We start from the raw sequence: 18597 nt of genomic DNA, 5'->3' as shown, positions 1-18597 counted from the left end.
AAGCGTGACGATTCGTCAACCTAATGGTTTTTACGCATAGTCGCAAACAGGCAAGAAAAGGTCGCCGTCGGTCGCCTTGCCGCGAATATGGCCCGTTACCTTTGAGCCCACGGTGCAGGCTGTGTCGTCCCCTTGAAATCGCCTGCGGAATCCGTCGAACAGGGAGGCAACCATGAAGTCCACCACGACCCTCGTATTCGGCGCAGCGCTCGCCGCAGCATGCGCGTCGCCGTCGCCGTCGTTCGCGCAGGACTCGGCCGCGTGCCGCAACGTGCGCTTCGCGGACATCGGCTGGACCGACATCACGTCGACGACGGCGCTCGCGTCGCTGCTGTTCGACGGTCTCGGCTACAAGCCGACGACGACGATCTCGTCCGTGCCGATTTCGTTCGCAGGGCTGAAGAACAGGCAGCTCGACGTATCGCTCGGCTACTGGTGGCCGGTGCAGCAGCATCAGTTGCAGCCGTTCCTCGATTCGAAGTCGATTTCGGTGGTCGAGCCGCCGAACCTGTCGGGTGCGAAGGCGACGCTCGCGGTGCCTGGCTACGTGTACCAGGCGGGGCTGAAGTCGTTCGACGACATCGCGAAGCATCGCGCCGAGCTCGACGGCAAGATCTACGGGATCGAGCCCGGCAGCAGCGCGAACGCGACGATCCAGAAGATGATCGACGCGAACCAGTACGGGCTCGGCGGCTTCAAGCTCGTGGAGTCGAGCGAGGCGGGGATGCTCGTCACGGTCGATCGCGCGATTCGCGACAAGAAGTGGGTCGTGTTCCTCGGCTGGGAGCCGCATCCGATGAACATCCAGATCAGCATGAGCTACCTGTCGGGCGGCGACGCGGCGTTCGGCCCGAACTACGGCGAAGCGCGCGTGTACACGCTGACGTCGCCCGACTACATGGCGCGCTGCCCGAACGCGGGCAGGCTCGTCGGCAATCTGCGCTTCACGACGCAGATGGAAAACCAGTTGATGCAGGCGGTGATGAACAAGGTGAAGCCCGCGGAAGCGGCGAAGGCGTACCTCAGGAAGAACCCGCAAGTGCTCGATGCATGGCTCGCCGGCGTGAAGACCTACGACGGCAAGGACGGGCTGGCTGCGGTGAAGGCTTATCTGGGGCTCTGAACGGTGCGGCTCGCCGCCTGGCGCGCGAGGTCCGGGCAGGGGACGCGCATCCGAATTTGAATCTGAACGAGGCGACAGCGATGAATCAGGAAGTCATTGTGACGTGCGCGGTGACGGGCGCGGGCGACACCGTCGGCAGGCATCCGGCGATACCCGTCACGCCGAAGCAGATCGCCAGCGCGGCGATCGAGGCCGCGAAGGCGGGCGCGACGGTCGCGCACTGCCACGTGCGTGATCCGCTGACGGGCCGCGGCAGCCGCGATCCGAGGCTGTATCGCGAAGTGGTCGACCGGATCCGCTCGGCCGACGTCGACATCGTCATCAATCTGACGGCCGGCATGGGCGGCGATCTCGAGATCGGCGCGGGCGAGGACCCGATGCGCTTCGGCAAGGGCACGGACCTCGTCGGCGGGCTGACGCGGCTCGTGCACGTCGAGGAACTGCTGCCCGAAATCTGCACGCTCGATTGCGGCACGCTGAATTTCGGCGACGGCGACTACATCTACGTATCGACGCCCGCACAGTTGCGCGCGGGCGCGAAGCGGATCCGGGAGCTGGGCGTGAAGCCCGAGCTCGAGATCTTCGACACGGGGCACCTGTGGTTCGCGAAGCAACTGCTGAAGGAAGGACTCCTCGACGATCCGCCGCTTTTCCAGCTATGTCTCGGCATTCCGTGGGGCGCGCCCGCCGACACCGGCACGATGAAGGCGATGGTCGACAATCTGCCGCCCGGCGCGCACTGGGCGGGCTTCGGGATCGGCCGGATGCAGATGCCGATGGTCGCGCAGGCGATGCTGCTCGGCGGCCACGTGCGCGTCGGTCTCGAAGACAACCTCTGGCTCGAGCGCGGCGTGCAGGCGACGAACGGCTCGCTCGTCGAGCGCGCGCGGGAGATCGTCGAGCGTCTCGGCGCGCGCGTGCTGACGCCTGCCGAAGGGCGCCGCAAGCTCGGCTTGCCGCCGCGCGGCGAGCGGCCGCTCGAGCGGCGCGCGATCGCCGAATACGCGTAACGCGATATCGCGGCGCATTCGTTGCCGCGCAACGTGGCGAAAGCGGCCGGGCGCGCGCGTGCGTCGCGCCGAAGCGGCTGTTTCGCCTGATCTTCTCGTTCAAGGATCGAAAGTACATGGCTGTCATCACCGAAATCGACACGTTCGCGGCGATCGGCGCGGGCGTCATCGGCAGCGGCTGGGTTGCGCGCGCGCTCGCGAATGGGCTCGACGTGCTTGCGTGGGACCCCGCCGACGGCGCGGAACAGCAGTTGCGCGCGAACGTCGAGAACGCGTGGCCCGCGCTCGAGCGCGCTGGATTGGCGCCCGGCGCGTCGCCGGCGCGCCTGCGTTTCGTGTCGACGATCGAAGCGTGCGTCGCCGGCGCGGATTTCATCCAGGAAAGCGCGCCCGAGCGCGAGGCATTGAAGCTCGAATTGCACGACCGGATCAGTCGCGCGGCGAAGCCCGATGCGATCATCGCGTCGTCGACGTCGGGCTTGCTGCCGACCGATTTCTACGCGCGCGCGCATGGCCCCGAGCGCTGCATCGTCGGGCATCCGTTCAATCCGGTTTACCTGCTGCCGCTCGTCGAAGTGCTGGGCGGCGAGCGCACCGCGCCCGAGACCGTCGACGCGGCGATCGGCGTCTATCGCGCGCTCGGCATGCGGCCGCTGCGCGTGCGCAAGGAAGTGCCGGGCTTCATCGCGGATCGCCTGCTCGAAGCGTTGTGGCGCGAGGCGCTGCACCTCGTCGACGAAGGCGTTGCGACGACGGGCGAAATCGACGATGCGATCCGTTTCGGCGCGGGCATCCGCTGGTCGTTCATGGGCACGTTCCTCACGTATACACTGGCGGGCGGCGAGGCCGGCATGCGCCACTTCATGCAGCAGTTCGGCCCCGCGCTGGCGCTGCCGTGGACCAGGCTCGTCGCGCCGAAGCTGACCGACGCGCTGATCGACCGCGTCGTCGAGGGCACCGCCGAGCAGCAAGGACCCCGAAGCATCAAGGCGCTCGAACGCTATCGGGACGAATGCATCACGGAAGTGATCGCGGCGATCGCCGCGGTGAAGGCGCGCCACGGAATGCGCTACGAGGATTGACGATGACGACGGCCGCGATGCGAGCGACGGAACTGACGATTCACCGCGACACGGTGCGCGCGGAATGGGTCGACTACAACGGGCACCTGCGCGATGCGTTCTATCTGCTGATCTTCAGCTTCGCGACCGACGCGCTGCTCGACGCGATCGGCCTCGACGACGCGGCACGTCGCGCGCGCGGCCGCTCCGTCTACACGCTCGAAGCGCACGTCAGCTATCTGCACGAGATCAAGGAAGGGGCGCGCGTGCGGATCGACGCGCGCGTGCTCGCGCACGACGCAAAGCGGCTGCATCTGTATCTCGAGATGTTCGCAGAAGGAATCGACGGCGCGGTGTCGGCGAGCGAGCAGATGCTGCTGCACGTCGACACGAGCGGGCCGAGGGCCGCGCCGTTCGACGCCGACGTCGCCGAGCGGATCGCGAATCTGCATGCGCGGCAGCGCGCGTATTCCGCGCCGGCCCATGCCGGGCGCGTGATCGGCCTGCCCGCGCGCCGCTGACGCGGCACGGCCTGACGAATCGGCGCAGGCGCGTGATGCTGGAGCCGGCCATCGAGGCGTTCGTCGCGCGCGTCGCCGCGTGGTATCCGGACGACGCGGCGTCGCGGCCAATCGCCGAGCAGCGCGCGCTTTACGAGCGTTTCGCGACGGCATGGACGCCCGCGCTGCCGGCGGACGTCGACGCATGCGATGCGCGTGCCGTCGCGCGGGACGGCCGCGAGATCCGCTTGCGACGCTACCGGTCGCGGCGATCCGCTTCGTGCGGGACTGTGCTGTTCTTTCACGGCGGCGGCTTCGTCCTGGGTTCGCTCGACAGTCACGCGCTCGTGACGGCCCGAATCGCGGCGGACACGGGGCTCGACGTGATCGCCGCCGACTATCGGCTCGCGCCCGAGCATCGCGCGCCGGCCGCGTTCGACGATTGTCTGGAGGTCGCCGCCGCGGCGCTCGACGGCCGGCTGCCGTTCGAATCGATCGCGCTGCCGCTTCGGCTCGCCGGCGACAGCGCGGGCGGCACGCTCGCGGCGTCGGTGGCGGCCGCGCTGCGCGACGGCGGGCGCATCGGGCATGGCGACGGCGGCGGAACGCATGGCGGCGTTTGCGCGGTTGCGCTCGTTTATCCGATGCTCGGCTTCGAGCCGCAATCGCCCGCGCGCGACACGCACGCGAATGCGCCGATGCTCACGCTCGCCGACGTCCGCGCGTATCGCCGCCACTACTGGGGCGATGCCGGGCCGCCGCCGGGCGCGCTGCCGCTCGACGCGCCGCGCTTCGACGGCTTGCCGCCCGTGCTGGCGATCGGCGCGGAGCACGATCCGTTGCGTGACGATGCGCGCGTCTATGTCGAACGCATTCGCTCGGCGGGCGGCGCCGCGCGATTCTGGCACGGCGGCGGGCTCGTTCACGGCTGCTGGCGAGCGCTAGACACGAGCGCGCAGGCGGCGCGGATGCATCGGACCGTGTGCGAGTTCCTCCTTGCGCCCGGTGGGTGACGCACGGTGCGCGAGCCGCTCGTGAGGGCCCCGGACTGGAGACGCTTTGGAAGCGGCGCTTGCTGGATGCCTCGTTCGCTCGTGAGGGAAGGCGGCGCGCGATGCGAAGCGCCGGGCAAGACGAACGTGTGACGCGCGCTCGCAAATCGGGGAACGTGCGGGAAGCCGATGCATGCGGGGCGGCGCGACAACGGCGCCGAAATCGGTAAGCAGCCCCGGCAAGCAGCCCCGATCGCGAATGCTCCGTTGGCCGAACGCGGCCGGGATCGGCGCGCGTGTTTGAAACCGGGCGTGCGCTGCTCGGGCGTAATGAACGGCGGGCATGCCGGCGTTTGATGCGGGCGCGGCATCCGGAGAGGCAAGAAACAAAAATCGATCCTTACATATTTTGTAAGGATCGATTTTTTTCCATTCGTGGAGCCGCCGTAATGGCGGACTTGCGCCTCAGCCGAAAAAGCGCCCAGGCGCGAGGCGCCCAGGCTAAGCCGCTCCATGCGGAGCGGCGGAGGTTTAGGGGCCCGAATGGGGGGCGACGGCGAGTCGAAACGGCTGGCTCGCCATACGGATTTCAGGCTGCGCGGCCGCCGGATCGTGCCGGGCCGCGCGGCCTGCCTGCCGCATTACTGACCGAAGTAGATCGACTCGCGCGGCGAGCGGGGCGCCGCTGCGACCGGCGCGCCCACATGCGCGACCGGCGCGGCTTGCGCACCGTAGCCGCTCGTGTCGGCTGCGCCTTGCACGCGCGCCTGGGCGGCCTGGATGTCTTCCGGATAGTACGGGCTCGACACGCCCGGGTGATAGCCGGCCTTCTCGAGCTGGACCAGTTCCGCGCGCACTTGCGCACGGGTCAGCGGCTGGCTGGATTGTGCGAACGCACCGAACGAAGCGCTCAGGGCGGAAGCGGCGACGACAGCGTAAACGAGCGATTTCATGAGAACCTCCGAATGTTTTATCGACTTCGCTTTCGACACCATGTCTTAAGCGATTGGTTACATCGTAGTCATCGGAGTCCTACGGGTAAACGCTCACTTTGGCGAAATATCTTTTCGAAAACTGAAAAAATCGCGAACGGCAAGCGGCGGGGCGTCGCGGCATGAAAAAAGGCCGCTCGACCGCCGCGCACGGCGGCGGACGAAGCGGCGAGCCTGGGCTTGGCGAAATGCTTCAGAGCGCGCGGAACGCCGCGTCGTGGCGCGACGCGCCGCGGCGCGAATCGGGCGGCGGCGTGTCGAGGTAGCGTACGCCGGTCAACTGTTCGGATTTTTCCCACAGGCGGGTGCTCATCCGCACGTCGCGCGCCAGGTGCGGGATGCGCGCGTCGGCGGGATAGCCGCGGGTCTCGCACAGGCGGGCGGGGCCGATGTAGGCGCCGCCCTTGACGTCGGCCGCCGTCGCCGCATGGATCGCGGGCAGCGCGCCGACATCGGCCGGCTGCGCGACGAGCCGGTTCGACAGGCGCATCGCGAACGAGCCGAGCGACGAGTTCTCCATCGCCGGCCCCGCGAACTGCAGATTGGTGGCCGCATAGCCGGGGTGCGCGGCGACGCTCAGGATCGACAGCCCCGCGCGATCGAAGCGACGCTGCAGTTCGAGCGTGAACATCAGGTTCGCGAGCTTGCTGTCGCAATACGCGCGGTACTTGTTGTAGCCGCGCTCGGCGAGCATGTTGTCGAGGCGGATCTTGCCGAGCCGGTTGAAGCCGCTCGACATCGTCACGACGCGCGCGCGGTGCGACGCGCGCAACGCGGGCAGCAGCAGGCCCGTCAGCGCGAAATGGCCGAGATGGTTCGTGCCCATCTGCATTTCGAAGCCGTCGCGCGTGTGGCGCAGCGGCAGGAACATCACGCCCGCGTTGTTGCAGAGGGTGTCGACGCGGCCGTGGCGATCGGCGACGGCGTCGGCGAAACGGCACACGGATGCGAGGTCGGCGAGATCGAGCGACGCGATTTCGATCCAGGCGCGCGGATAACGGGTGCGGATCGCATGCGCGGCCAGCTCGTCCTTTGCCGCATCCCGGCAGGCCATCACCACTTGCGCGCCCTTGGCGGCGAGCGTTTCCGCGATCTGCCAGCCGAGGCCGCTGTTGGCCCCCGTGACGACCGCGACTTTTCCGCCTTGCGGCGGCACGTGTTGCGCGCTCCATGCATGCATCTTCGTCTCCATCGATGGCGCGCCGTCGGGCGGCGCGTTCACGAACCCGTCGCCTGCGCGGACGAGCTCTGGGGCGGTGCGATGGAGCGTCGGCGGTTGATGCCGTTCGCGCCACTACCGTTACATTGATTGATGTAACGGTAGTGGCGCGGCGCGACGAAGACAAGGAGCAGGCTAGAGATGGCGCTCTACAACAGACGGCGCCCTAGCCGGACGGCGTGGCGAGCGGCGTTACTTGCCGCTCGTGTGGCCGAGCACTTCTGCGGCGGAGATCATCGCGCCCGCGTTGGCAGGCGCCGGACGCTCGGCGGGGCGGAACACTTCGTCGCCGCGGTGGATCACCTGGCGCGACAGCGCACAGGTGCCGGTGCGCTGCGCGAAGCGGCGGCGCCAGCGCTGCTCGCCGTAATGGCAGCGGCCGGGTTCGACCCAGCGGACGACGAGCAGGGTGTCGGAGCGTTCGAGGATTTCGACGTGAACGTCAGCGGGATCGAGCACAGGCTGGGATTTGGAGGACTTCATTTGGCCGTTTCCTAAAGCTCGTGCGGTATCGGCCTAGGCAGTTATTGCAACTGCTTTCCGTCGATTCCGTAGCGATTTCCATTAGAGGGTGCGCTAAATGTAAGCGCGCTCGCAAGGAAAAAACATCCTGTCTGGCTCAAATTACTTTTTGCCGATTTAGAAACAATCGATTTCCATTTGCGGGCAAAAGCGGAGTGCGGATTCGTTCCCTCGAGTGGTGCGCGAAGGGGGCGCCAAGAGGGCGAAACCGCGCCCGGAGCGTGCCGCGCGCGGCAGCGGCCGTTTTGCGCGCGGTCCCGCGCCACACGGGCATGTGGCGGCGGCGAGCGCGTTGTCACGATGTTTCGTCGCGTGTCAAGGTTGGCTGCTTCAATAAGGAGAGGCGTTCGATCGTTCGATCTCTTGTCGGTTGACCGCGGCGTCTTCACCTGCGTTTCGATTAATTCTGCGTTCGATAGGCCGCATCGATCGGCATTGACGACGTTCGTTGTGAGAATTGCAAAGCACTGTTCGTTCAACGTGCAATGATCTGCCGGTGGCGGCAGTGAGCCGGCCGTGGTCCTGAATGGCGCGATTATCGATGACAGGCTCGCCTGCCGTTTCGACGAACGAAGAAAATCGCCGGTGCGGAATGAAGAAAATCGTTTGCGCGCAATGAGGGCGAATCGCATTCGCGATTCGAGGCGGCGCGCCGGTCTTGCCCCGTCGCCGGCATGCTCGCCCGCCTCGAATCGGAGAATCAGAGAAACCGCTCCGCGCGAAACGGCGCGACATCGGCGACAGTCGGCTCGCCGCACATCATTTCCGCGAGCAGGCGCCCGGTCACGGGGCCGAGCGTGAGCCCGTGATGGTTGTGCCCGAACGCGAACCACATGCCGCGGTGTCGCGGCGCGGCGCCGATCACGGGGCGCATGTCCGGCGTGCACGGACGAAAGCCGAGCCACGGCGCCGGATCGAGCCTGCGGCCGAGCCTGAACGTCGGCTGCGCGACGCGTTCCGCGCGCGCGAGCTGCACGCCCGTTGGCGGCAGCGTGCGCGCGGCGATCTCGACGCCCGTCGTGAGCCGCAGCCCGCGGCGCATCGGCGCGACCACGTAGCCGTGCTCGAGATCGACGACGGGCGCGGTGAGCGGCGCGCCGTCGGGCGGCGCGTAGTGCATGTGGTAGCCGCGCTTCTCGCGCAACGGAATCCGGTAGCCGAGCTTCGCGAACACCGTATCCGACCACGGGCCGAGCGCGACGACGATGTCGCGCGCCGCCGCGACGCCGTCGGCCGTGCGCACCCGCCAGCCGCCGCCGCTCGCTTCGACGGTCGCCGCATCGCCTTCGAGCAACGTGCCGCCGTCGCGCGCGAAGAGCCGCGCATACGCTTTGACGAGCGCGCCCGGATCGACGACGCTCTTCGGATCGAGCCAGTGCAGCGCGCCGCAGAAGCCCGGACCGAGCGCGGGCTCTTGCGCGGCGAGCGCGGCTGCGTCGAGCGTCGTCACGCGCAGCCCGTGCCGGCTCGCGTCGCGCAGGGCGTCGCGCGTTGCGCGCTCGAGGCTGGCCGGCGTCCGATAGGCCTCGATCCAGCCGCATGCGCGCACGAGCTCGCCCGCGCCGGCGCGCGCGATCAGCGCGTCGTGCTCGGCGACGCTGCGCTCGACGAGCGGCAGCATGTCGCGCGCGGCCGCCGCGTGGCGGCGCGGCGACGATTCCCACCAGAAGCGCGCGAGCCACGGCGCGAACGACGGTAGCGACGCGCGATCCCAATAGAGCCCGGTCGAGCGGTTCGCCGCGTAGCGCAGCAGTGCGAGCGGGCTGCGCGGAAACGCATAGGGCGCGACCGACGAGCGCTCGATGAGCCCGGCGTTGCCGAAGCTCGTGCCGTCGCCGGGCGCGCCGCGATCGACGAGCGCGACCCGGCGGCCGCGATCCTGCAAGTGCAGCGCCGCCGATACGCCGACGATGCCGGCGCCGAGAACGATGACGTCGAAATCCATGAAGCAAGCCTCGATGAGGTGGGGCGCGAATGGCGGATGATATTCGCCGGACCGGGGCCGCGCGACGCACCAGGCGGAGACGTGCAAGGGCGGCTGGCCAGTTTCGCGGACGCATTATTTCACCGAAATTCCAAAACGCCTGCTATGACCCCGATGAAACTGCCGGCATACGCGCGTTTGCGCGCGCACCTTGCATGGCTGTCGCGCCGGCCCGGCCGGTTGGACGGTTGCACCTCGGCCCGGATATCGGGCTTCGCGCCGCCGTCGCGCGGCGCCCGGACGTGCGCGGCGCGCGTTGCGGTGCGCTGCAGCGTCGCGATAAATGCCCGTCGCGAAAGGGGAATTGCGCGGCGCGCTCGCGCGAAAGGCCGTTCGGCGAGCGGAACCGGGTGCGGTGCAACACGCGGGAAACCGGCGCAACCGCGTGTGCGTCAGGTCGCCCGGACTGCGTATTTTCCCTGATTCATCGGCCAATTGTGATCAGTCGGACGAAAAACGATCCTATAATTTCGGCTGCCTTGCCAACGGCTGTCGGCAGATCCGTCCGACGAGCGGTTAGGCAAGCGGGGCAGGCGAATCGCTTGCGCAATACAAGACGCATCACGTTGTCTTTCCGAACCAAGGTCTCTGTCGTGTTTTCGACGGCGGCTGACACTGCCGGGCCCCGCAAGCGCTGTTCCATCTGCAGGTCCGTCAATCCGTCTCGGGCGTGCTCCAAGTCGTTTCGTCCACGGGTGTTGTTCGATTGCGCAAGTCATGCCGCCTTGCCCGTATGACTAAACATAATCGAGGAGCTCCTGATGATGCTGTCCCGTCTTTCGTCCATTTCCCTTGCCGCGATGCTCGTGGCAGCCGGCGCCGCCGCCCATGCGGAAACCGTGAAGATCGCCATTGCCGGCCCGATGAGCGGCTCGGTCGCCCAGTACGGCGACATGGTCAAGGCCGGCGCGCTGACGGCGATCGAGCAGATCAACGCGGCAGGCGGCGCGGGTGGCAACAAATTCGACGTGGTGATGATGGACGACGCGTGCGAGCCGAAGCAGGCGGTCGCGGTCGCGAACAAGATCGTCAGCCAGAAGATCAAGTACGTGATCGGCCATGTGTGCTCGGGCTCGACGATTCCGGCGTCCGACATCTACGAGAACGAAGGCGTCGTGATGGTCACGCCGTCCGCGACCGCGCCGCAGCTCACCGAAGGCAAGAAGCGCAAGTTCGTGTTCCGCACGATCGGCCGCGACGACCAGCAGGGCCCGGCCGCCGCGCGATACATCATCAGCAAGGTCAAGCCGAAGAAGGTCGCGGTGCTGCACGACAAGCAGTCGTACGGCCAGGGCATCGCGTCGTCGGTGAAGAAGGATCTCGAAGCGGCGAAGATCCCCGTCGTGCTGTTCGAAGGCATCAACGCAGGCGATTCGGACTACTCGGCGATCATCACGAAGCTGAAGTCGCAGGGCGTCGACTTCGTCTACTTCGGCGGCTATCACCCGGAAATGGGCCTGCTGCTGCGTCAGGCGCGCGAGCAGGGCGTGAAGGCCGAGTTCATGGGGCCGGAAGGCGTCGGCAACAAGGACGTGACCGCGATCGCGGGCCCGGCGTCGGAAGGCATGCTCGTCACGCTGCCCGCCGACTTCAGCGCCGATCCGGCCAACGCGGCGCTCGTGAAGGCGTTCGCCGACAAGAAGCGCGATCCGAACGGCCCGTTCCAGATGCCCGCGTATTCGGCCGTGAAGATCATCGCCGATTCGATCGCGGGCGCGAAGTCGACCGATCCGGCGAAGGTTGCCGCATACATGCACCAGCACACCTTCGACACGCCGATCGGCAAGGTGTCGTACGACGCGCAGGGCGACCTGAAGGCGTTCAAGTTCGTCGTCTACAAGTGGCACAAGGACGCGACCAAGACGGCCGCCAACTAACCGGAGTATTTGCCCGCCCATCCGCCCCGCTGCACGTTCGAGCGGGGCGGATGCATTGGCCCGGCGCCGCCGCGCGAGCGGCGCTCGCGCGGCGCGGCGGGCGTGTCGAGATCGGACGCCCGTGCGCGGCGTGCGCCGCTGCTTTCACGGTCGGCGGCGCACGCATGCGCCGGCGCGAACGGGAGCTTCCCGCATGAATGAATTCCTTCCTCAATTCGCCCAGCAACTGGTCAACGGCCTCACGCTGGGCGCGATCTATGCGCTGATCGCGATCGGCTATTCGATGGTCTACGGGATCATCGGCATGATCAACTTCGCTCACGGCGAGATCTACATGATCGGCGCGTACGTCGGACTCGTCACGCTGACCGCGATCGGCACGTCGGCGGGCTATCCGCTGCCGCTCGTGCTCGGCGCGGCGCTCGTCGTGTCGGTGCTCGTCACCGGGCTCTACGGGTTCGCGGTCGAGCGCGTCGCGTACCGGCCGCTGCGCGGCGGGCCGCGGCTCGTGCCGCTCATCTCCGCGATCGGCATGTCGATCTTTCTGCAGAACTACGTGCAGATCGGTCAGGGCGCGCGCGACATGTCGGTGCCCGTGCTGATTTCCGGCGCGTTCGACATCCACCTCGGCGGCGACTTCGACGTGACGGTGCCGTACGCGCGCCTCCTGATCGTCTGCGTGACGATCGCGCTGATGATCGCGCTCACGCTGTTCATCTCGCATTCGCGGATGGGCCGCGCGTGCCGCGCGTGCGCGGAGGACATGCGCATGGCGAACCTGCTCGGCATCGACACGAACCGCGTGATCTCGTTCACGTTCGTGCTGGGCGCGATGCTCGCCGCGGTGGGCGGCGTGCTGATCGGGCTCACGATCGGCAAGCTCAATCCGTACATCGGCTTCGTCGCGGGCATCAAGGCGTTCACGGCCGCGGTGCTGGGCGGCATCGGCAGCATTCCCGGCGCGATGCTGGGCGGCGTGCTGCTCGGCCTCGCCGAGACCTTCGCGTCCGGCTACATGCCCGCCGAGTACAAGGACGTGGTGGCCTTCGGCCTCCTCGTGCTGATCCTGCTGTTCCGTCCGACGGGCCTGCTCGGCAAGTCGGACATCGAAAAGGTGTGAGGCCGCCCATGAATCAAGCGATGACTTCCGTTCGCACGACGGCCGGCGCGCCGGCCGTCCAGTCGCTCAAGCACGCGGTGACGGCCGCCGTGCTGACCGCGATCCTCACGGTGCCGATCCTCGGCCTTCAGTTGAAGCTCGACGGCTATCAGGTCGTGCTCGAGGCGCACTGGCGGCCGGTCTGGATCGCGGTTGCCGCCGTGTTCCTGTTTCAGCTCTTCAAGCCGGCGCTGCTGCGCGCGAAGGCGGCCGTGCGCGTGCCCGCGGCAGCGCCGCTCGGCGCGCGCCAGCAGCGCGCGATCGTCTGGGCGCTCGTCGCGTTCGGCTTCGTGTGGCCGTTCTTCGGCTCGCGCGGCGCGGTCGACATCGCGACGCTCGCGCTCATCTACGTGATTCTCGGCCTCGGCCTGAACATCGTCGTGGGCTTCGCGGGCCTGCTCGATCTCGGCTACGTCGGCTTCTACGCGGTCGGCGGCTATACGTACGCGCTGCTCAACCAGTACTTCGGCCTCACGTTCTGGGAATGCCTGCCGCTCGCGGCGCTGGCTTCGGCGACGTTCGGCTTTCTGCTCGGCTTCCCGGTGCTGCGGCTGCGCGGCGACTATCTCGCGATCGTCACGCTCGGCTTCGGCGAGATCATCCGCCTGCTCGCGAACAACCTGACGAGCATCACGGGCGGCCCGGACGGCATCTCCAGCATTCCGAAGCCGACCGTGTTCGGCTTCGAGATGGCGCGCAGCGCGAGCGTCGAGGGCGCGAAGACGTTTCACGAGCTGATCGGGCTCGAGTACAGCGGCGAGCACGTCGTGATCTTCCTGTACCTGATCGCGCTCGTGCTCGTCTGCTTCACGCTGTTCGTGACGAGCCGGCTGATCCGGATGCCGATGGGGCGCGCGTGGGAGGCGCTGCGCGACGACGAGATCGCGTGCCGCTCGCTCGGCCTGAATCCGACGCGCATCAAGCTGTCGGCGTTCACGCTCGGCGCGTCGTTCGCCGGCATCGGCGGCGCGTTCTTCGCGGCGCGCCAGGGGCTCGTGAATCCCGAGTCGTTCACGTTCATCGAATCCGCGCTGATTCTCGCGATCGTCGTGCTGGGCGGGATGGGCTCGCAGCTCGGCGTGATTCTCGCGGCGATCCTGCTGACCCTGCTGCCCGAGCTCGCGCGAGGCTTCGCCGAATACCGGATGCTGATATTCGGTCTCGTGATGGTGTTGATGATGATGTGGCGTCCGCAGGGCCTGCTGCCCGCGAGCCGTCCCCACGTGGAGCTGCCGCAATGAGCGCGACGACGGAAATGTTGAAGGTGTCCGCGCTGCAGATGCGCTTCGGCGGCCTGCTCGCGGTGGACGGAATCGATTTCGACGTGCGCCGCGACGAGGTGTTCGCGATCATCGGCCCGAACGGCGCGGGCAAGACGACGGTGTTCAACTGCATCGGCGGGTTCTATCGGCCGACGGCGGGCAGCGTCGTGCTCGACGGCCATTCGATCGGCGGCCTGACGAGCCATCTCGTCGCGCGCAAGGGGCTCGTGCGCACGTTCCAGAACATTCGGCTCTTCAAGTCGCTGACCGTCGTCGAGAACCTGCTCGTCGCGCAGCATCGGCAAGTGAAATCGGGACTTCTGCATGGCCTCTTCGCGACGCCCGCGTATCGGCGCGCGGAGCGCGAGGCGCTCGAGCGCGCGGCGACGTGGCTCGAGCGGATGAGCCTGACAGCGGTCGCGAACCGGCCCGCGGGCACGCTCTCGTACGGCCATCAGCGCCGCGTCGAGATCGCGCGCTGCATGATCACGAACCCGCGCCTGCTGATGCTCGACGAGCCTGCGGCGGGCCTCAATCCGCAGGAGAAGGTCGAGCTGCAGCAACTGATCGACCGGCTGCGCCGCGAGTTCGGCATTTCGGTGCTGTTGATCGAGCACGACATGAGTCTCGTGATGGGCGTCTCGGATCGTATTCTGGTGATGGAGCACGGCCGGCCGATCACGATCGGCAAGCCCGACGAAGTGCGCAACGATCCGCGTGTGATCAAGGCCTATCTGGGAGAGGAGTGATGCTGAAGCTGGAGAAGGTCCACACGCATTACGGCGCGATCGAGGCGCTGTCGGGCGTGTCGATCGAAGTGAGGAAGGGCGAGATCGTCACGCTGATCGGCAGCAACGGAGCAGGCAAGACGACGCTGATGATGACCGTGTGCGGCACGCCGCGCGCGTCGAGCGGGCGCGTGCTGTTCGAAGGCGGCGACATCACCGCGATGCCGACGCACGAGATCATGCGCCAGGGGCTGGCGATCTCGCCGGAAGGGCGCCGCGTGTTTCCGAGCTTGACCGTGCTCGAGAACCTGAAGATGGGCGGCTTCTTCGCGAACCGCCATGAGATCGACGACGGCGTCGAGCACGTGTATCGGCTGTTTCCGCGGCTCAAGGAGCGCTCCGCGCAGCGCGCGGGCACGATGTCGGGCGGCGAGCAGCAGATGCTCGCGATCGGCCGCGCGCTGATGAGCCGGCCGCGCCTGCTGCTGCTCGACGAACCGACGCTCGGCCTCGCGCCGCTCGTGATCGCGCAGATCTTCGACATCATCCGCACGATCCGCGACGAGGGCGTGACGGTGTTCCTCGTCGAGCAGAACGCGCACAAGGCGCTGCAGGTCGCCGATCGCGGCTATGTGCTCGAGACCGGGCGCGTCGTGCTCGCCGATACCGGCGCGAACTTGCTCGAAAACGACCGGATCAGGGCCGCGTATCTCGGCGGGTAGGATGGCGGTTATCGCGGGCTTGACGTCCGTGAAAACCGTAAAGCGGGCGAACGCGCGTCTGCGAAAATCACAATATCGCGCGTTCGTCCGCATTCGCGAATTCATGCGAGTGTGCTTCAGGCTACATATCCGGAAATTCGCCTTGCTTCATGCGATCGGTGTATTCGTTTTAAATCGCTGCATCTTATCGGTATGCGAGTGGGGCGGCCGATGTCGCGTTTTCTGGAATCGATTGGCGCGTCCGGCATGACCGGGCGGCTCCGTCGCCGACGTCATTCGGATTCCTTTGCGATGCGCTCGTCGCGTCCAGGAAAATTCCCGGGCGACTTGTCGAAACAATCGACATTTCAATACACATTGGTCGCGACAATATCGATAGGCGACTGAGAAAAATGCTCACGGCAATCAATCCGCTTTATTCCCCGAAAGGTTTACTTTTACAAAAAAATCACTATGATTCCCGGGGCGTAATGACTTTGTCGGCTCGATCAAGCTGCTAAGGAATACGAATCGAGCTGCCAAGGTTCACAGTGGGATCGCTGCGGCCGTGTTCGTCGGCGAGGCCGCATCGGGCCGCAGCCGGTCCTGTCCGTCGAAACGATGACGTTCACCGATGAGGGAGGCGTTTTCATGGGCCCGATGGTCTGGCGTAGTGCATCCGATTCGATCATGCGTCTGTTGGCTGTGCCGCTGATCGCGGCAGGCCTGTCCGGCGCCGCGCTCGCGGCGCCCGTCTATGTGTCGGACTTGCAGCATGCAGTCCGGCAGGCTTTCTCCGCGCGGCTCGGCAAGCAAGGGCCGGTCGCGCCCGACGTGCGTGGCGACATGATCGAGTCGATCAAGTCGGAGCCGGATGCCGGTTGGGTGCTCGGCACGATCACGCAGGTCGTTTCGAACGACACGCCAGCCTATCCCGTCACGAAGCTCTTCGTCGCGCAGCGTGCGAAGGAGGGATGGGTCGTCGGTATCGAAGGCACCGACGCGTTTTACGCGCTCGCCGCCGCGGCGCCGGCGACGCTGCTCGCCGACGACGAGCGCGCGCACCTCAACGCGGGGCGTGCGCCGTCCGCGCCGCAGCGGAAGGCCGCGCCCGCGCAGACGGGGCTCGCGCTGCCGTGGCAGCAGGGCACCGCGTGGTACTGGACGGGCGGCGCGCACGGCTGGAGCGGCGACAGCCGTCCGTTCAACTCGCTCGATTTCTCCGGCGGCAACGGCCAGGTGCTCGCCGCCCGCGACGGCACGCTCTACAAGAGCTGCGAGCGCAACGGCAGCGCGATCGTCAAGGTCGTTCACGACAACGGCTATACGACCACGTATTACCACATGGTCCAACTGACGCAAGCGGGCAGCGGCACGCGCGTGCGTGAGGGCCAATACCTCGGGCGGGTCGGCAACGGGCTGCCGTGCGGCGGGCAGACGACCGGGCCGCACGTGCATTTTTCGTTGAGTCAGGGCGGCAGCGACGTGCCGGTGAACGGCAAGACGATCGGCGGCTGGCAATTCTTCGAAGGGAGCAACGCGTATTCGGGCTATGCGATCCGCAATCAGCGGCGCGTGTCCGTGCAGGCGTCGCTCACCAACTACGGCGCCGACGACAGCGGCGGGCCGACCGAGCCGTCGCCGCCCGTGAAGGCGACCGTGCGGTCGCCGGGGCCCGTGAATCTGCGCAGCGCGCCGTCGCTGTCCGCGTCGGTCGTCGGCACGGTGTCGAACGGCGCGGCGGTGCAGCTCGCCTGCTATGCATACGGCGACACGGTGCAGGGCAACTGGGGCGCGACGCGGCTCTGGTATCGGCTCGACTCGAATCGATGGGTATCGGACGGATTCGTCTATACGGGGAGCAACGATCCGGTCGTGTCGGCATGCGGCAATTGACGGCGCCGACGTGATCGTTGGCGGCCTGGTCGGATCGGGCTGGTGGGCAGGCCGGGCCACGCGCTGCCCGGTCTTCTTTCGCTTCCCGCTGCTTGCGCGATTGGCGGCCCGACGCGTATCGCTCGCGGGCCATGTTCGCGCGAATCAGTGCGTGGTGAAAGGAATCGGCGCGACCGTGCGCAGATTGCCGACAGCATCGCGCGCCTCGATCGCCGCCTGCATTCCCGACAGCTTGAGACTCGTCTCCCGATACTCGCGCGCCGGCTCCGACTCGGCGACGATCCCGCAGCCGGCGAACAGCCGGCAAGCGCCTGCCGAGACCAGCGCCGAGCGCAGCGCGACGACGAAGTCGCCGTTGCCGTGCGCGTCGATCCAGCCGACCGGGCCGGCATACCAGCCGCGATCGAAGCCCTCGTGCGCGCGAATGCGTTCGAGCGCGGCGGCGCGAGGGTGGCCGGCGACGGCGGGCGTCGGATGCAGCGCCGCGACGATTCGCAGCAGCGTCGCGTGCCCGTGCAGCGTCGCGGCGTTCGGCGTGCTCGCGGCGGGCGCGTGCTATGTGCCCGTCGACCTCGCGCAGCCGCCGGCGCGTCGCGCGCTGATCGAGCAGGCGGCGGGCATCTGGTCGAACGTGCAGACGGCCGATGCGGTGCCGCCGCACTGGCGCTCGATTCCATACGGCCGGCCGCTGCCGGGGCAGGCGTATCGCGTGGTCGACGACGCCGGCCGCGATGCGCCGGACCACGTCGAGGGCGAGCTGCTGATCGGCGGCGCGAGCCTCGCGCGCGGCTACCGGAACGATCCGGCGCTGACCACGGAGCGCTTCGTCGAATCCGATGCGGGCCGCTGGTATCGCACGGGCGATCGCGGCCGCTATTGGCCGGACGGCACGCTGGAGTTTCTCGGCCGCGCGGATCGGCAGGTGAAGTGCGCGGTCATCGGACCGAGCTCGGTGAGATCGAGGCCGCGCTGAGCGCGCATCCGCGGGTGGACGGCGCGTGCGCGAGCGTCGTGAAGGGCGTCATGAAGGGTGCCGTCGCCCGCCGCCGCCGCGCGCGCGGCGCGGACACGCGTGCGATCGCCGCGCGCGTCCGCTCATTCGGCGTCCGGCACCTCGATGACGAGATCGGATTGCGCGATCGCGACGCACGGCAGGATGTAGCCTTCGCCCCTTTCTTCGGCGCTCACGCCGGGCCATTCGATCCGATACGCGACCGAGCCTTCGCGCAGGCGGCACAGGCAGGTCCGGCACGTGCCGTTGCGGCACGAGCGCGGCAGCGACACACCGGCGAAGCCCGCGGCTTCGAGCAGCGACAGCGATTCGGGCGCGTCGAAGCCGGTGCCGAGCGGCTCGACCCGCACCCAGTGCGAACGTTCTTCGGTCATGCGATCGTGGACGGCGACGCGGCGTCGTGGTCAGTGAAGCCGCAAGGATACCCGATGCGGTCGAGCGTTTCGGCGGGCTGCGGTTCGTCCGGCGCGGTAAGGCGCGACGTCGCGCGTCGCGCCCGCCGGCCGTCGATGGCCGACGGCTGGGCGATTGATGATCGGCGCCGTCCGTTGCCGCTCGC

Annotated in this window: 17 protein-coding genes and 2 pseudogenes; 12 read left to right on the top strand and 7 right to left on the bottom strand. The window is 67.7% G+C overall.

The genetic code is table 11. The features are described 5' to 3' along the window. The first annotated feature begins 172 nt into the window (after positions 1-172). From AQ610_RS27835 to AQ610_RS27815, 5 genes are all read left to right on the top strand, one after another. Positions 173-1123, top strand: coding sequence for a choline ABC transporter substrate-binding protein (locus tag AQ610_RS27835; RefSeq protein WP_006027758.1), 951 nt, complete (start codon positions 173-175; stop codon positions 1121-1123). Between the two features lie 80 nt (positions 1124-1203). Then, entirely contained in the window at positions 1204-2133 is a 930-nt protein-coding gene (gene cdhC / locus AQ610_RS27830; RefSeq protein ID WP_043282821.1) for a 3-dehydrocarnitine:acetyl-CoA trimethylamine transferase CdhC, read from the top strand. 116 nt (positions 2134-2249) lie between these two features. After that, entirely contained in the window at positions 2250-3215 is a 966-nt protein-coding gene (locus AQ610_RS27825) for an L-carnitine dehydrogenase (protein WP_006027756.1), read from the top strand. A gap of 2 nt (positions 3216-3217) precedes the next feature. Continuing rightward, positions 3218-3715: a thioesterase family protein gene (locus tag AQ610_RS27820; protein WP_006027755.1), complete on the top strand. Its 498-nt coding sequence runs from the start codon at positions 3218-3220 to the stop codon at positions 3713-3715. 35 nt (positions 3716-3750) lie between these two features. Beyond that, the gene (locus tag AQ610_RS27815) at positions 3751-4707 is read left to right on the top strand and encodes an alpha/beta hydrolase (protein WP_006027754.1); all 957 of its coding nucleotides are present in this window, start codon (positions 3751-3753) and stop codon (positions 4705-4707) included. A 620-nt stretch (positions 4708-5327) separates the two neighbouring features. Here the strand turns inward: AQ610_RS27815 and AQ610_RS27810 are convergent. From AQ610_RS27810 to AQ610_RS27795, 5 genes are all read right to left on the bottom strand, one after another. Beyond that, positions 5328-5639 carry a DUF4148 domain-containing protein gene (locus tag AQ610_RS27810; protein WP_015602999.1) on the bottom strand — a complete coding sequence of 104 codons (312 nt, stop codon included), beginning with the start codon at positions 5637-5639 and terminating at the stop codon, positions 5328-5330. A 232-nt stretch (positions 5640-5871) separates the two neighbouring features. Next, on the bottom strand, positions 5872-6858 hold the full coding sequence (locus AQ610_RS27805; RefSeq protein WP_009916168.1) for an oxidoreductase: 987 nt from the start codon (positions 6856-6858) through the stop codon (positions 5872-5874). A 231-nt stretch (positions 6859-7089) separates the two neighbouring features. Beyond that, positions 7090-7380, bottom strand: a complete 291-nt coding sequence (locus tag AQ610_RS27800) for a DUF3331 domain-containing protein (RefSeq protein ID WP_015603862.1) — start codon at positions 7378-7380, stop codon at positions 7090-7092. Positions 7381-7421: 41 nt separating this feature from the next. Continuing rightward, complete coding sequence (locus AQ610_RS36550; protein ID WP_006027750.1) at positions 7422-8051, bottom strand: hypothetical protein; 630 nt, start codon at positions 8049-8051, stop codon at positions 7422-7424. Between the two features lie 68 nt (positions 8052-8119). After that, positions 8120-9364, bottom strand: coding sequence for an NAD(P)/FAD-dependent oxidoreductase (locus AQ610_RS27795; protein ID WP_006027749.1), 1245 nt, complete (start codon positions 9362-9364; stop codon positions 8120-8122). Between the two features lie 800 nt (positions 9365-10164). Between AQ610_RS27795 and AQ610_RS27790 the strand changes: the two genes are divergently transcribed. The 6 genes from AQ610_RS27790 (at position 10165) to AQ610_RS27765 (ending at position 17026) form a co-directional block, all read left to right on the top strand. Beyond that, positions 10165-11280: a branched-chain amino acid ABC transporter substrate-binding protein gene (locus AQ610_RS27790; protein WP_006027748.1), complete on the top strand. Its 1116-nt coding sequence runs from the start codon at positions 10165-10167 to the stop codon at positions 11278-11280. Between the two features lie 193 nt (positions 11281-11473). Continuing rightward, on the top strand, positions 11474-12400 hold the full coding sequence (gene livH / locus AQ610_RS27785; RefSeq protein WP_006027747.1) for a high-affinity branched-chain amino acid ABC transporter permease LivH: 927 nt from the start codon (positions 11474-11476) through the stop codon (positions 12398-12400). Positions 12401-12408: 8 nt separating this feature from the next. Beyond that, positions 12409-13680: a high-affinity branched-chain amino acid ABC transporter permease LivM gene (locus AQ610_RS27780; protein ID WP_009916163.1), complete on the top strand. Its 1272-nt coding sequence runs from the start codon at positions 12409-12411 to the stop codon at positions 13678-13680. Continuing rightward, complete coding sequence (livG, locus tag AQ610_RS27775; protein ID WP_006027745.1) at positions 13677-14450, top strand: high-affinity branched-chain amino acid ABC transporter ATP-binding protein LivG; 774 nt, start codon at positions 13677-13679, stop codon at positions 14448-14450. Before AQ610_RS27780 ends, livG begins: the two co-directional genes overlap by 4 nt. Then, positions 14450-15151, top strand: a complete 702-nt coding sequence (locus tag AQ610_RS27770) for an ABC transporter ATP-binding protein (protein WP_006027744.1) — start codon at positions 14450-14452, stop codon at positions 15149-15151. Before livG ends, AQ610_RS27770 begins: the two co-directional genes overlap by 1 nt. Before the next feature lie 600 nt (positions 15152-15751). Beyond that, the gene (locus tag AQ610_RS27765; protein ID WP_006027743.1) at positions 15752-17026 is read left to right on the top strand and encodes a peptidoglycan DD-metalloendopeptidase family protein; all 1275 of its coding nucleotides are present in this window, start codon (positions 15752-15754) and stop codon (positions 17024-17026) included. 144 nt (positions 17027-17170) lie between these two features. On the opposite strand, the pseudogene AQ610_RS35140 reads toward AQ610_RS27765, so the two are convergent. Next, positions 17171-17566: pseudogene (locus AQ610_RS35140) on the bottom strand (chorismate-binding protein); the annotation flags it as partial. Positions 17567-17639: 73 nt separating this feature from the next. Here AQ610_RS35140 and AQ610_RS35135 point away from each other — a divergent pair. Further along, a pseudogene (locus tag AQ610_RS35135) lies at positions 17640-18136 on the top strand (AMP-binding protein); the annotation flags it as partial. Here AQ610_RS35135 and AQ610_RS27755 read toward each other — a convergent pair. Then, entirely contained in the window at positions 18122-18412 is a 291-nt protein-coding gene (locus AQ610_RS27755) for a 2Fe-2S iron-sulfur cluster-binding protein (RefSeq protein WP_009914524.1), read from the bottom strand. The pseudogene AQ610_RS35135 and the gene AQ610_RS27755 sit on opposite strands and share 15 nt — an antisense overlap. Positions 18413-18597: the final 185 nt, after the last annotated feature.

The sequence above is a fragment of the Burkholderia humptydooensis genome (assembly GCF_001513745.1).
GTDB classification, from domain to species: Bacteria; Pseudomonadota; Gammaproteobacteria; order Burkholderiales; family Burkholderiaceae; genus Burkholderia; species Burkholderia humptydooensis.
The sequence above is the reverse complement of the archived record's forward strand: the minus strand, read 5'-3'. Positions and strand labels throughout refer to the sequence as shown.

Bases quoted from the DNA above. Each gene is read 5' to 3' on its own strand.
- AQ610_RS27835 (WP_006027758.1), top strand. From the start codon at position 173: ATGAAGTCCACCACGACCCTCGTATTCGGCGCAGCGCTCGCCGCAGCA.
- cdhC (WP_043282821.1), top strand. From the start codon at position 1,204: ATGAATCAGGAAGTCATTGTGACGTGCGCGGTGACGGGCGCGGGCGAC.
- AQ610_RS27825 (WP_006027756.1), top strand. From the start codon at position 2,250: ATGGCTGTCATCACCGAAATCGACACGTTCGCGGCGATCGGCGCGGGC.
- AQ610_RS27820 (WP_006027755.1), top strand. From the start codon at position 3,218: ATGACGACGGCCGCGATGCGAGCGACGGAACTGACGATTCACCGCGAC.
- AQ610_RS27815 (WP_006027754.1), top strand. From the start codon at position 3,751: ATGCTGGAGCCGGCCATCGAGGCGTTCGTCGCGCGCGTCGCCGCGTGG.
- AQ610_RS27810 (WP_015602999.1), bottom strand. From the start codon at position 5,639: ATGAAATCGCTCGTTTACGCTGTCGTCGCCGCTTCCGCCCTGAGCGCT.
- AQ610_RS27805 (WP_009916168.1), bottom strand. From the start codon at position 6,858: ATGCATGCATGGAGCGCGCAACACGTGCCGCCGCAAGGCGGAAAAGTC.
- AQ610_RS27800 (WP_015603862.1), bottom strand. From the start codon at position 7,380: ATGAAGTCCTCCAAATCCCAGCCTGTGCTCGATCCCGCTGACGTTCAC.
- AQ610_RS36550 (WP_006027750.1), bottom strand. From the start codon at position 8,051: ATGCGATTCGCCCTCATTGCGCGCAAACGATTTTCTTCATTCCGCACC.
- AQ610_RS27795 (WP_006027749.1), bottom strand. From the start codon at position 9,364: ATGGATTTCGACGTCATCGTTCTCGGCGCCGGCATCGTCGGCGTATCG.
- AQ610_RS27790 (WP_006027748.1), top strand. From the start codon at position 10,165: ATGATGCTGTCCCGTCTTTCGTCCATTTCCCTTGCCGCGATGCTCGTG.
- livH (WP_006027747.1), top strand. From the start codon at position 11,474: ATGAATGAATTCCTTCCTCAATTCGCCCAGCAACTGGTCAACGGCCTC.
- AQ610_RS27780 (WP_009916163.1), top strand. From the start codon at position 12,409: ATGAATCAAGCGATGACTTCCGTTCGCACGACGGCCGGCGCGCCGGCC.
- livG (WP_006027745.1), top strand. From the start codon at position 13,677: ATGAGCGCGACGACGGAAATGTTGAAGGTGTCCGCGCTGCAGATGCGC.
- AQ610_RS27770 (WP_006027744.1), top strand. From the start codon at position 14,450: ATGCTGAAGCTGGAGAAGGTCCACACGCATTACGGCGCGATCGAGGCG.
- AQ610_RS27765 (WP_006027743.1), top strand. From the start codon at position 15,752: ATGACGTTCACCGATGAGGGAGGCGTTTTCATGGGCCCGATGGTCTGG.
- AQ610_RS27755 (WP_009914524.1), bottom strand. From the start codon at position 18,412: ATGACCGAAGAACGTTCGCACTGGGTGCGGGTCGAGCCGCTCGGCACC.